Raw genomic sequence first — 13,325 nt, 5'->3', positions numbered from 1 at the left:
GGGCGCCGCTCCTGCCTTCGGCCCGCTCCGCCCCGGCTGCGCCGACGCCCGCCCACTGTGGATAGGCCCGGAGGGCATGAGGCGAGCACCCGACACGTTCGCGGCCCATGGTCACAGACGATGCCTCCGGCGGGGGATCGGCCGGCACCGGGTGGAAGGGGGCGCCGTTCCCGGCCGCGGGCACATCGTAGCGAGCGTGGTGGGCTTCCATCCCGTCCACCGTCGACCCAGGCAGAGCCGAGCAGACGCGGCCCATGGCGTCCAGGTCGTTCGTACAGTGGCGCGCTCCACCTGGACGCCATGAACCACGCCCGCTCCACAGCGGTGTGGGTCGACGGCGGACGGGATGGAAGCTGGGGAGAGTGGTGGGTTGAGGAGGAGGATGCCGCAATGGCAGATGAACCGAGACGCCCCCTCAGCGAGCCTCGACAAGGCGAGACAGTCCAAGCAACGATCACCAGTCACGAGCCATGGGGCCTCATGGCGGAGCTAAACGGATACGAACCTGTGGGAGCTTCGTTGGACACGATTCGTCGCGGAAGCGAGCCGGGAGTGAAGCGACTCGTGCAGGATCTGCCGCCAGTGGGAGCGACCGTCGACCTAGTCATAGGCAAGGTGCGCGACTGGGATCGCAAGCCGTGGATTTGGGTCGACCTCACGGCACCCAGTCCCGCCGAAGACTGACCGTGCCCCCCGCGTGCCCGATGGACCGGGAACTCACGGGGAATCGCGGTCACCCACGGGCCCCGAGCATGACGAAGGCCCCCGACCGATGTTCCTGGTCAGGGGCCTTCAACCTGCGTGGTGGGTGTGGGATTTGAACCCACGGTGACTCGCGCCACGACGGTTTGCGAGACCGCTGAGCATGACCCGGGAACTACCAGGTCGGGCGCCGATGCAACAATCGTCCGGGAGTGCACGGCTCACACATGGCTCATCGACGTGCTGAGCCCGTCGATCTGAGCCCCTTCACGCAGGCGGCCGGCTCTGCGTGTAGCGCCTTCCGGGCACATGGCGGACTGGCAGATCAGCAATGCGAGAACAGGCATCCGCTCTTCCTAAAAGGCCTGCTCAACGACGCACCATGGCTTTCAGCCTCCCGCCGCTGTACTGTTCTCTTTGCTTGGCAATGAGCCTTAACAAGCAAACAGAGGGCCCAGCTCCTGCCAGAGCTAGGCCCTCCGCGCAGTTCACGAGCCCGGTCGCGCTTCACGAGACCGGGCTCGCTGCGCACGCAGCTCCCGATCGCGACGGGTTCGTAGGTGGACGTCCTAATGGACGAACTGCCCCACCGTGGCGATGACCGCCACCAGCAGACCTGCCGCAGCTAGTGCGACTTGCCACCTTTCGAGCCAAGTCCAACTCCTGCGCGGTTTCCGCTCGATCGGGCCTTCCACCACACGCCCCTCCTGTTCTTCCAGTGTTGCTTTGACGGAACTGTCAAAGCAAGCTGCCACCCGCTGCATACAGATCGACAACGGGGTACGCAGCGCTCAAGAGGAAGAACTAGCGAGCGTGACTCATGATACGGACCTTGAGAGCCCCTGGCCTGGCCAACTACACGGCCTGTAGGGAAGGTTGGTCGCCGTTGCACACTGCGACGGGTACCGATTACCCACGGGTCAGTGCCGCCCCCCTACAGCCGGCACTATCAGTCCACGCCAGAAGAAACGGGCTGCTCATTTAGTCATTTCCACGCCGCTGACTCCATCGGCGTCTGCATCTTTCCCCAGCGCGTGAAGAACGGAACTCGTGAGTCCACGCAACAGCGACCAGTCCAAGGGAAAGGAAAGCCTCTTCACCAGAACCCCCCTCAGAGCCTCTTCAATTCGACCCGATACGTCATTGGCAGGGTTCGACACAGAAACCCTCCACGACTCGGGAGGATCACCCCAGAAAGTTCGCGAATTCGAGATACGTCTGAGCTCAACTCGCCCGCGAATGTACATATCTATCTCTGCGCTCGGGATGTTGTATCGCTCGCAGACCTGAAATATCTCTTCAATACCGAGTTCAACGTACTGCCTGGCACCCGCTGGCAGTCTATGCATCCCACCCAAATGACCGTTTCTACTTCTTCTATCACGCTCAGCGCGCTCCCATGCCTCATCCCATGCTTGGACCGAACTCTCCGCCTCACCGCAGGTGCGCGCAAGCTCGCTAGTTGAACTACGGCTGAAATTCTGACGCCCACTGAGAGCATCACCGAGCGTGCTTCTGCGGAGCTTGACGCTCCGCTGCTCAGCCATCTTTTCGATCTGCCGCAAAGTCAACCCTTTCCGCTTCATGAGGCGCCCCAGAGCGCTACGCAACTCGTTGTGAGTGGCAACGTCATCGGGATGAATCGACATTGTCGCGAAGCCAAACAAGGAGTTTACCGATTCGGCCTTCCGCCATTCCTCATCGGCAGTATTGAGGTCCGATCCGCAACCTCGAACGAATGCTTCGAAGACTTGCCGACTAGGCATTTCGAACCCTTGCGTGGCGCGATGCAGCGAAGATTTCGAGATAAATGTCAACGCGGCAAGTTCTCCGAAACTGAGGCCAGCGCGATACTTTTCCCGAATCAGCCAGGACTGTAAAGGGCCGATCCTCGCATTTCGATCTTGCATCCCATATCGCTGCACCGATACCCCCTCGCCAGGCATCTATAAAGTCGTAAACCTGCTTCCGTGGAACAGGAAGAGCGTGACAACGAGGAGGCATCCCTGTCCACCGAACCAGACTTTTTGTCCGGGACGTCCAGCAGTTATCAGGCATAAGGACCTGCGACGATCCAGACGTTCGCACTGGTCGGAGGCACGTGGGAGCCGAGTCGTCCCAGACCTGTCCGATCTCAAGGTAGCGTCGACGGTGTGCTGGCCGTGCTCTATCGCTTCTACGCGAAGCTCCTCAAGGGAAGTTCGGCCCACGCGAACAACCTGGTCCAGAAGGCGCTGGAGGAGGCTGAGGGCGCTGTCTGGGGTTTCGGTCCGTCTCTGGGCCGTCCAAGGCCGCACAACAGTGGCCAACGGTGACCGTCAGTGACAGAGGTCCCAGGCGACGCCCCCAGGCCACGCCCGTTCCTCTGCGGCACTGGTAGAGCCATGCCTAAGCCCGGAGAACCGAACTCACACGCTCCGAAACGGCCAAGCACTGGCCCATCCAGCGCTCAGCTTGGGCCGTGCCACATCCGTGCCAGGTTGGGCGGGGAGTCACGGGGAACGGCGGGCAACGAGCCGCCAGCGTCGAGGGGCGCCAGCCCGCTCCCCCGCAGATCAGAAGCCCAACTGCCCCTAGGGCACCCGAGCTTCCCAAGCTGAGAGCCCCAGCAACGGCGTTCGGCCGACGCTCGCGTTTAGCACACTCCAGCCTAGCGGCGCCGTGGAACCACCAAAGTTCCCTCAAAGGCGGTCGACCGGGGGACGCGACCGACATCTAGCTACTAAGAAGTATTCATCTCGCTTAGCACCTCTTAGGGGGAGGCGTGTCGTTCGCTGACCGAGTGCAGGCACTTCGGCTCCGCAAGCTCAAGATCCTGGACGACCACAACAAGAGGATTCAGAAACTGCAGCGTGCCCTCAACTCTGAGCTCTCGGAGATCGATCGAGAGATCAGTCAGCTGGGAGATGCCAGCGCGAGGCTTCCCTGTCTCGTGCGCATCACGCCCGGCCCTGAACTGACGGTGTATCACTCGGCTGATGTGCCCTGCGGACGAGTACACAACCGGCAAAACTTCAAAGTCATGCCGGAGATCGATGCCATGGACGCGTCTCCGTACGCCTACCTGGAGCGATGCTCGGCGTGTGGCTGGAAGCGAGCCGCCAAGATCCACGGCAATCATTTGATCGGAGAAGTGTAAGTAGTGGTGAGGGAAGCCGACGCCGGTAGTTACCTGTACTGGTCAGAGCGCCGCGTCGACGAGATCGCGTCCGACAACGGCGTCACCTGGGACAGTCAGCTGAGCTGGACCCTTAAGGCTGCCCCGCAAGGCGTCGGGGCAGAGGTTGGAAACCGAGAGCGGGCGGGTCTCACCCGCCGCGAAAAGGCTCGCAAAATCGAAAGGGCGATCGGGGACCAGGCCGTCTCCGCTTTCAGCTCACCGCCTCCCGCTCGCTTCGCCAAAGGCGTCGGTCAGGTTCACATCGCGCGGTTCATCGGTGGGCCGGAGCGAGACAAGGGCGCAGTACTCCATGTCAGAACAAGTAGTATCCAAGGCCGACAAGTCGATCTAGTCCTCTTCGGTAGCCTGGACAGCTTCCCTGGCCACCCCTTTCGACCTTCAGACGCCCCGGCAGCCGGCTGGTTCTCCTCTGCTTGGTATGCTATTGCGGAGCTGCTGGAGAGCCGTGGCACTCGGAACACGTCTCAGTGGGACGATCCTGAATCGCTTTCCGTTGAGGCGCTGCACATGGCTCTGAATCAAGGTAGTGAGCACCCTGGGACCGATCATGAGGAACCTTGGACCCGCGGGCTCACTCTCGCACACGCTCACGACTGTGAGTGGTTCGCTCAGATCTACACCGATGTCGAGTTGACTCAGAGCCGTTGGGACTTCCGCGACAACAGACGGGGCGCAGACCGCATTTTGATCGGGGCCCCTGTGTGGGTGCGGACTGCGAGTCCAGACTCAGTGACCCGATACGCGGAGCTACGCCGCGCGGCGGGCAGACGACCCCGCAGACTGCTGTCTCTGCGCGGAAGCCGTCGTCGCAGTGCCAGCTGACCGTCTCAGTTTCCGTCTCATCCAGCGCCGTTCACCGGCGTTCAGACGGGACCGAAGCCGGTAGCCGCTTTCACGACCGGCCGCTCGTGAACGCAGGTGAACGGCCCCGTTCGCCGCTCCAGAGCCCACCACCACAGTTGGAAAGCGCGTGGGGCGACGGCGTACGGGATGGGAGCCGGGGAGAGTGGTGGGTTAGGCGAAGCGTGGGCGTGCCAGACTGTGAGCACAGTCACTTTCATGCCTTGCCCGCCACGTCCCCGAGGCGTCTGGGGTGTCAACGCGCTACGGTTCTGGGCTAGTTGCACCACAAGCACGCCAAAAGCCGCGCAGCATTCATCTTTGCCGGATCATGCTGCACGGCTACGGCCTTATGCCCAGAAGGAGTCGACGTGTGTGGCGTCGAGACATCACAGTCGCAAGTCGCCCTCTGTGACGCTACAAAGTCCCCCAACTGTGTAGCTACACCGTACCCATCAAGGCATTGCAATGCAATGTGTTGGCGGGTACGGCGGGTCACAACAGCGAGTGACGCCAAGCCCGATCAAGCTAAATCCCGGACGGAGACCGCAACGCGGGTGCTCGCACTCATCAGGGAGGTCATGACGTTGATCATCCTGATCGCCCCCTGGGTCACGACCAGGCTGTAGGCGTGCCCTACGCATGCCCTACGGGACGGAGTTCGTCGGGGAACAACGGGGAGTCACAGACCTACCGACGTGAAGGCGCAGGTCAGGGGAACTGCAGGTCACGCGCCGCCCACGTACGCGATCTTCCAAACTAGGTCCACGTGAGCAGACGGCCGGGGGCAGGACCTGGTCGGCGCCAAGGGGCTCCGACCAGGTCGCTCCGTCGATCCGTCGACAACGATCTATGCAACCCCTTGCATCTCTGACCTGGGCGAGCGTAACGTCTGTCATCCTCGTGTTACCTGCATGCCTAAAGAGCCTGAACCCAGATAAGGGACGGCTGCATGGTTCTCATCGATCCAGAGGCCGCCGCCTACTGGACTGGCCGGCCCGCCAGCACACTCCGACGCTGGGCTCATGAGGGTCGCATCACTACCTACGGGTCTGGACGAGGGCAGATCCGGTACGACCTGACAGAGCTTCCAAAGGCGCACCGGGACGAATGGACCCGGGAGCTCATCAGCCCTGGCGAGACACCTCCGATGCCCGAGATTCCACGGAGACGCCAACCCGCCCCAGATTCTTGAGAATCCGCCACAGCGTGCGCAGATAGTCCCCAACGCTGGTCGCGTGGTACGCGGTGCAGGCCGTTCCGAAGCGCCGGAGCGGCCTTTTTGCTGCCCAGGCGGATCTGGAGATGACACAGGGACCCCTCCTCTAGGGCCCGAGCGACTCGCTCGGGCCTTTTTCATGCCCGGAATCTCTGATTCGTCGATGCCTGCAGGCGTTCCGGCCAACTACCGCCACGCCCGCTGCGCGAGGCACGAAAGGAAGCAATCATGGCTTCATCCCTCACGTCGCCGTTGATTGGCGCCACTAGCTCAGTCGGCGCAGCAGCGAGCGGAGCCCCATGGTGGGTCATCGTCCTGCTCGCGGCGGTGGGGTTGCTGCCCTTGATGCTCAAGGAGTGCCGGACCTGGTGGGTAGATCACCATGGCAGAGTCAGGGACCGCTGGACTGAAGAGCGCATCCGGCGGACGGAGATCGAGCGGCGGGCACTGCATCACTGCATAACGGAGGAGATAGGGCAGCTCCCGGATGGCCCAGATCGCGTCGAGCTGTACATAAGACTCCTCGACAGAACCCAACTGGATGCCCCAACCGAGAGCCCACCCCCGCCTGGCGAAGGCGCAGCCAACTCCCCATAACGCCCCACCCCGGAGCCGTGGTGGGGGCCGTCGGCACAGCTCCTGACACCTGGGCGAGGTGATCCACTTGTCAGGAGCAGACGGCCCCTCGCGTGCCACTCTCGTGCCAGAACGGACGGGGACTCACGGGGAACCGGGGGACCACAGGGGTGCCCTCGGCCTACTCTGGCCAACGCAGGGAATCCACAGGTCACGTCAGCGATCGCCCAACCTCGCTCCTAAAGCGGTGGTCGGCCAGCAAAGCCGGTGGCTGTACAGCAGCGAAGTACAGCAACCATCGCGACCAGCCGCGACCGCCGCTGGCCCTGAGCGACCGTCTGACGTGCCCGGCAGACCTCAGCGACCACCGTGCCCATAGTTCGCATCGAGAGGCAGACCGGTGGAGCAACTTGACTTGCCAGTGATGGCTCCACCGACCTACTTGTCGCGTTCGGGCCACCACCATCCGGGCCGATGTCTACGCTCGTCGGCGACAAATACACCCTCGTCCAAGAGGTCGGGTAGGCGTGCCTGATAGGACTGGATGGCGGCAGCCAATATGCCCAGGTTGCGGAAGATGTCTGCTTCATTCATGTCTGGGTGCCTCTGTGAAAACTCGACTTCATCGTCGACGGAACTGCTCAACCGCCGATGCAAGGACTGACGTGTCACGCCAGACCGACTGGCAATCACGTCCCACGAGACGCCGCTGTGGCGGAGTGCTGCGACAACAAGGCACTCCAAACTCTCGAAACGTCTCTTGATCTCGCTCATGTAGCGGAGGCCGTGTAAGGGGCCCTCGATGGGGTCGGCCAGCATCACGGCACTCGTGGCCACGTCCAACGCTTGATCAGCCAGGGCAACGAGGAGGTTGCGCAAACGGACTTCAGTGGAAGCGTCCATAGCGGCATGGTTGCAGATCGATGTCAGCATTTTGCTGACAGTTCGCCAACCGGGCTAGATCAGGCTGGAGTTAACCAACGGGGCGGCCCCTGGGTCAACAGGGACCGCCTAGCTCATCACGTCTGCGAGGAACCAGATGAACCGTCTTCAGCCTACCTTTGGACTCTCTCCGTCTGCGCTCTGCCCGGCGGCCGTACTCCTCTGCATTGTGGCCGGCGAGGGGGCGATCACGGCCGCGACCGACTTGGTCACCGTCATCGTGATTCTCGTTCTCGTTTCCGCCGTGGTGCGGCAGCAAAACACTCGGGCACAAGGCCTGTGAGTACAGCCGTGAAGGAGAGCAACGGCACCCACCCGGCAGAGTTCTTTTACGGTCACAGGGTGGCCGATGTGACCCCAACCGACCGACCTGCGTAGGGCGACGCATAGTTCCCCGTGCCACACCCGTGCCAGATCCAGCGGGGAGCCACGGGGAACAGCAGTGGTCGGCGGGTGGCTGATGCCCCGTCCGCCCATGTGGACGTTTCGCAGGTCAGAGCCGTACTCGCCCCACCTCGCTCCTAATGCGGTGGTCGGACGCCGTTCCCGCCGACGGCAGTGACGGCATTGACGGTAACGCTGACGGCAACGACGGGCGAGTCCGAAACTGGGCCCGCTACCGGACGCTGTGGCGGTGTACCGATCAGCATGTCTGGTGGGGTTGGACCGACCAGCCAGGCGAGCCACTGGAGATCTGCCCCGTCCCGGAGCTGTTTCGATGACATCTTGCGAAGCGGTGCTGCCCTGGGCCTTCTCTGGGCCGTCCGAGGTCACCCAACACCGACCAACAACGACAGAAGCCCACGGTATCTGAGCAGTTCAGAGCCGTGGGCTTCGTCAGTCCCGCTGGTGAGCGAGACCCGTGATCAGTAGACCGGCAAGTCAGGCCGCGCATTGAGCAGGCCGACCCTAGAGGAGCCAGGGTTCCTTTCTGTAAAGGGGAACGGAAGATCATTGCCAGCAGCCGCTATACGCAGCCGTCCGCTTCAGCGCCGATGCGGATCGCTCACTGCTAGGAGGAGGCCACGGCTGGTCGCAACGCGGAGCACGTCCCGCAAAGCCCTGGTCAGTTCCTTCGCTAACCCGCGCAGGTCTTCCGGGCCCACGTCCTGGTCGTCGAGGGCGTCTGAGGCTTGCTCCAGCAGCTCGGCCGCCGTTCCCAGCAGCACCGATTCGAAGTTGTCCGCCAGGCGGGACATGTAGCCGCTCTTGTCGTCGGTGTTCAGGTAGCAGGGCTTCCCCTCCGGCCCCGACCACGGAAGGAGTCGTAGTTCGTTCGGTGCCGTCATCCCTGCGTCTGCCTCTCAGCGGTCACGTGGTGGGTGGTGAAGACCGCGTCGACGCGATCCCCTGGGAACGCCAGAAGGGCGGCCTCGACCACTCGCCCGGTGGTGTCGGTTGCGACGCGTGTGATCGCGAGAACTGCCTTGGAGGAGCCGATCCGGAGAGCCGCTACTTCGTCCGGTGTCGGTGGGCGGGAACACACCGTCTCCCGGACGGCTGCCGGCGGCGAGCCCAGAACGGCAAATCGCAGGGCGGTCTCCTGCCACGAGGGTTCGTCGTCCAGCACTCCTGCCGGGACCAGATCGCGCGGGATGTAGATGCGGGCCAGTCCGCGCGGTGACTCTTCCTCGTGGCTGACGCAGAAGAACTCAGCGAGGGGGCTACCCGCCGGCACCCTGAGCAGAGTGGCCAGATGGCTGTCTGCTTGAACCGTGGCGGCGCGAACGGTGACACGCAGGGCCGCTTCAGCAGCGGTCCACGGGTCCAGCGTCCCCCATCCGCCGACGTACACGATCTTGCGTGGTGGGCGACGAACAAAGTTCCCCTTGCCATGGATCTTCTCGACGAGGCCTTCGCCTTGGAGGAGCGCGAGGGCGCTCCGCAGTGTCACCGTGCTGACCTTGTAGCGGCTGGCGAGGTCGGCCTCGGACGGAAGACGTTCGCCGGGCTTGATGGGACCGGTTGTGATCTGCTGTCGGAGATCGTCGGCGATGTCGTGATGGCGTGAGGGCACGGACCGGATCACCGCCTTCTCAACATTCGAACGGCGGAAAGCCGGGTTCGTGCGTGCATGGTCAGCAACTCGCCAGACTCGAAGAGGAGTTGCTTCGCCCCTTGGGGGAGTTGGACGAGGTCCCTCACCCGGCACGCCCTGCCGCCGAGCTGGATGAAGTCGCCGCGCTGCACGGTGGACGCGGTGATCTCGACGTTCGATGCAAGCGCACCGCCGGGTGCACGGGCGATCACCGTGCCACCTCCGCGGGCGTGGACTGGTCGGACGCCGAGTGACACGGGCAGGCGCACGTCTCGTAGACAACCGGCAGGTCGATCGGTGCGGACACCGGGGAGGACTCCGCGCAAGCAAGGTGTGTGCCGATATGGCAGGCGGTCGAACGATAGGGGGCGGCTGGGGCATCGGTGATGTGGCGCTGTTGGCGAGGAGACATCAGCGAACCCCCGCGAGGGGCGACCAGGCTTCGGCGGGCAGGTGGGATGCGACTGCCACTGCACGCGGCCGTACTCGTTTCTCCCAAGCCAGCACGTACGGGCGGACGAGCGCGTTTTCCTCACCCCTGAGTGGGTGTCGGTGATTCACAGTGTCGAAAGCCCTGCCCAGGATCATCGTCGACGCGTCAGCGGACGCAGTGAAGGCGGGGGCAGCCGGCGGCCGGGAGGGCGTTAAGGGGCGGCGGTGCCTGCCCTTGGGGACGGACCGCGCTCTGGTGAGTGTGACGGCACGGCGGATACGGTTGAGCACGCTGCTCAGCTCCTATCGCTGATGGCTCGGTCCCCCGACATCGCCCGTCGCGGGGACCGCTTTGCGTACGACCGCCCAGAGGGTGCGGCCGTTCAGGCTGGTGGCGAAGAGACCGAATCGATCGGCGTTCGCCACCACTTCCAGGACCTCCCGCCAGGACTCGGCGGAGAGGGATTCCGGCACCTCTGCTTCGACCGACGTGTACCGGTCGTGCTCCTCCACCCGCGCGGCGAGCCCGACGGCGGACAGCTGGGCGGCGATGGCCGCCGCGCTTACTCCCGAAGCGGGCACAGGGCAGCCTCCGTCAACCGGCAGTCACTTTCGGTGAAGCTAGTTAACTAGATTAGAGCTAGTGGACTAGATTTTCCATATGCCTGAGCAGCCGCCCTATCTCCGCATCGCCGACGAACTCCGGCAGCGGATCGCGGAGCACGTATGGGAGCCGGGAGACCGTCTGCCCTCCCGCACCCAGATCGGCCAGGAGTGCGGCGTGGGCGAGAACGTGGTCCGTCGGGCGCAGGAGCTGCTGATCTCTCAGGGTGTGCTGGAGGGGCGGGCCGGGTCGGGCACGTACGTCGCGGAGCCCCGGCAGCGGGTGCGGGTAGTCCGGTCGTCCGCGCGGGAGCAGCCCGACGGGTCGCCGTTCCGGGCGGACATGAAGGCGGTAGGCAGGCAAGGGGACTGGGAGAGCCGGACCGACGCCAAGGTGCCTGCTCCAGCGGACATCGCGGCGCGGCTCGGTATCGCAGAGGGTGACCCGTGCGTCCGAACGACGTACGAGTTCCTCGCCGACGGCAGGCCGGTCCAGCTGTCCACGAGCTGGGAGCCGTACGACCTCACCGCCGGCACTCTCGTCGTCCTGCCCGAGGGCGGCCCACACGCCGGGGCGGGCGTCGTGAACCGCATGGCCGCGATCGGCATCACTGTCAGCCACGCCGTGGAGCAGCCCGAGCCGCGGCAGGCGACTGCCGAGGAGGCGTCGATACTCGGCATCCAGAAGGCCGCGCTTGTCACGCACATCCGGCGGACGTACTACAGCGACCAGGGGCGGCCCGTCGAGACGGCGGACATCGTGGTGCCCGCCGCTCACTGCGAGATCGTCTACGAGATCCCGATCAACCGTTAGCCGATCGGCGACCGCGAGTCTTCGCGCCCGATGGGTCTTTCCGTACGGGGTCGGCCGTGTCCCAGGCGTGCCCGTCCAGCGCCCGATCCGAGCCCCGCCCTGGGCCGTCTCTGGGCCGTCTCTGGGCCGTCCGAGGCTCCCCGAGGCCGCCTGACGACGACCGACAGCGACAGACGAGCCACCGCCGCCACCCGCGAAAGCCCAGGTCACAGCCCCCGGATCAAACGGGTTAACACCCAAGCCTGGCGTTCAGGCAAGATGGGGTGTATCTGCCCACTGCCAGATTTCAAGCTGCCGGACGGTTTCTCTTGGCTGAGTTCATTTACACCATGCGCAAGGCGCGCAAAGCGCACGGCGACAAGGTGATCCTCGACGACGTCACCCTGAACTTCCTGCCGGGTGCCAAGATCGGCGTCGTCGGCCCGAACGGTGCCGGTAAGTCGACCGTGCTGAAGATCATGGCGGGGATCGAGCAGCCGTCGAACGGCGACGCGTTCCTCTCGCCGGGCTACAGCGTGGGCATCCTGCTCCAGGAGCCGCCGCTCAACGAGGAGAAGACCGTCCTGGAGAACGTCCAGGAGGGTGTCGCCGAGATCAAGGGCAAGCTCGACCGGTTCAACGAGATCGCCGAGCTGATGGCCACCGACTACTCCGACGCGCTGCTCGACGAGATGGGCAAGCTGCAGGAGGAGCTGGACCACGCCAACGCCTGGGACCTCGACGCCCAGCTGGAGCAGGCCATGGACGCGCTGGGCTGCCCGCCCGGCGACTGGCCGGTCACCAACCTCTCCGGTGGCGAGAAGCGCCGCGTCGCGCTCTGCAAGCTGCTGCTGGAGGCCCCCGACCTGCTGCTCCTCGACGAGCCCACCAACCACCTCGACGCCGAGTCGGTGAACTGGCTGGAGCAGCACCTCGCCAAGTACGCGGGCACCGTCGTGGCCATCACCCACGACCGGTACTTCCTCGACAACGTCGCCGAGTGGATCCTGGAGCTCGACCGCGGCCGCGCCTACCCGTACGAGGGCAACTACTCCACGTACCTGGAGACCAAGCAGACCCGTCTCAAGGTCGAGGGGCAGAAGGACGCCAAGCGGGCGAAGCGGCTCAAGGAAGAGCTGGAGTGGGTGCGGTCGAACGCCAAGGGGCGTCAGGCCAAGTCCAAGGCCCGTCTCGCGCGCTACGAGGAGATGGCCGCCGAGGCCGAGAAGATGCGGAAGCTGGACTTCGAGGAGATCCAGATCCCGCCGGGCCCGCGTCTGGGCAGCATCGTCGTCGAGGTCAACAACCTCAACAAGGCCTTCGGCGATAAGGTCCTCATCGAGGACCTCAGCTTCACGCTGCCGCGCAACGGCATCGTCGGTGTCATCGGCCCCAACGGCGCCGGCAAGACGACCCTCTTCAAGATGATCCAGGGTCTCGAGCAGCCCGACGGCGGCTCCATCAAGGTCGGCGAGACCGTCAAGATCTCGTACGTCGACCAGAGCCGCGAGAACATCGACCCGAAGAAGACGCTGTGGGCGGTCGTCTCCGACGAGCTCGACTACATCAACGTCGGCCAGGTCGAGATGCCCTCGCGCGCCTACGTCTCCGCCTTCGGCTTCAAGGGCCCGGACCAGCAGAAGCCCGCGGGCGTGCTCTCCGGCGGTGAGCGCAACCGGCTCAACCTGGCGCTGACCCTCAAGCAGGGCGGCAACCTGCTGCTCCTCGACGAGCCCACCAACGACCTGGACGTCGAGACGCTCTCCAGCCTGGAGAACGCGCTGCTGGAGTTCCCGGGCTGCGCCGTCGTCGTCTCCCACGACCGGTGGTTCCTGGACCGTGTCGCCACGCACATCCTCGCCTACGAGGGTGACTCCAAGTGGTTCTGGTTCGAGGGCAACTTCGAGTCGTACGAGAAGAACAAGGTCGAGCGGCTCGGCGCGGACGCCGCGCGTCCGCACCGCGCCACCTACAAGAAGCTGACCCGGGGCTGATCGAT

General features: G+C 64.5%; 10 protein-coding genes. 4 read left to right on the top strand and 6 right to left on the bottom strand.

Going from position 1 to position 13,325, the window contains the following annotated elements; genetic code table 11:
• Positions 1-1,679: 1,679 nt before the first annotated feature.
• Entirely contained in the window at positions 1,680-2,648 is a 969-nt protein-coding gene (locus tag AVL59_RS52860) for a helix-turn-helix domain-containing protein (RefSeq protein WP_159400203.1), read from the bottom strand.
• A gap of 818 nt (positions 2,649-3,466) precedes the next feature.
• Between AVL59_RS52860 and AVL59_RS41025 the strand changes: the two genes are divergently transcribed.
• Both AVL59_RS41025 and AVL59_RS56800 read left to right on the top strand, forming a co-directional pair.
• Positions 3,467-3,841: a hypothetical protein gene (locus AVL59_RS41025; protein WP_159400202.1), complete on the top strand. Its 375-nt coding sequence runs from the start codon at positions 3,467-3,469 to the stop codon at positions 3,839-3,841.
• 3 nt (positions 3,842-3,844) lie between these two features.
• Positions 3,845-4,705 (top strand): DUF7019 family protein, encoded by an 861-nt coding sequence (locus AVL59_RS56800; protein WP_418361212.1) that lies wholly within the window; start codon positions 3,845-3,847, stop codon positions 4,703-4,705.
• A gap of 2,251 nt (positions 4,706-6,956) precedes the next feature.
• On the opposite strand, the gene AVL59_RS41020 is transcribed toward AVL59_RS56800, so the two are convergent.
• From AVL59_RS41020 to AVL59_RS40995, 5 genes are all read right to left on the bottom strand, one after another.
• Positions 6,957-7,451 (bottom strand): hypothetical protein, encoded by a 495-nt coding sequence (locus AVL59_RS41020; RefSeq protein ID WP_159400201.1) that lies wholly within the window; start codon positions 7,449-7,451, stop codon positions 6,957-6,959.
• Positions 7,452-8,446: 995 nt separating this feature from the next.
• Positions 8,447-8,749 (bottom strand): hypothetical protein, encoded by a 303-nt coding sequence (locus AVL59_RS41010; protein WP_067314625.1) that lies wholly within the window; start codon positions 8,747-8,749, stop codon positions 8,447-8,449.
• Positions 8,746-9,489, bottom strand: a complete 744-nt coding sequence (locus AVL59_RS41005; protein WP_099053210.1) for a GntR family transcriptional regulator — start codon at positions 9,487-9,489, stop codon at positions 8,746-8,748. Before AVL59_RS41005 ends, AVL59_RS41010 begins: the two co-directional genes overlap by 4 nt.
• A complete protein-coding gene (locus tag AVL59_RS55340) occupies positions 9,486-9,710 on the bottom strand; it encodes a hypothetical protein (protein ID WP_067314623.1) in 225 nt (74 codons plus the stop codon). Before AVL59_RS55340 ends, AVL59_RS41005 begins: the two co-directional genes overlap by 4 nt.
• Before the next feature lie 523 nt (positions 9,711-10,233).
• Positions 10,234-10,512, bottom strand: a complete 279-nt coding sequence (locus AVL59_RS40995) for a hypothetical protein (protein ID WP_067314621.1) — start codon at positions 10,510-10,512, stop codon at positions 10,234-10,236.
• Positions 10,513-10,591: 79 nt separating this feature from the next.
• Between AVL59_RS40995 and AVL59_RS40990 the strand changes: the two genes are divergently transcribed.
• Both AVL59_RS40990 and ettA read left to right on the top strand, forming a co-directional pair.
• Positions 10,592-11,347: a GntR family transcriptional regulator gene (locus AVL59_RS40990; RefSeq protein ID WP_067314620.1), complete on the top strand. Its 756-nt coding sequence runs from the start codon at positions 10,592-10,594 to the stop codon at positions 11,345-11,347.
• A 308-nt stretch (positions 11,348-11,655) separates the two neighbouring features.
• Entirely contained in the window at positions 11,656-13,320 is a 1,665-nt protein-coding gene (ettA, locus tag AVL59_RS40985) for an energy-dependent translational throttle protein EttA (RefSeq protein ID WP_067314618.1), read from the top strand.
• Positions 13,321-13,325: the final 5 nt, after the last annotated feature.

It is taken from the genome of Streptomyces griseochromogenes, assembly GCF_001542625.1.
GTDB classification, from domain to species: Bacteria; Actinomycetota; Actinomycetes; order Streptomycetales; family Streptomycetaceae; genus Streptomyces; species Streptomyces griseochromogenes.
The sequence above is the reverse complement of the archived record's forward strand: the minus strand, read 5'-3'. Positions and strand labels throughout refer to the sequence as shown.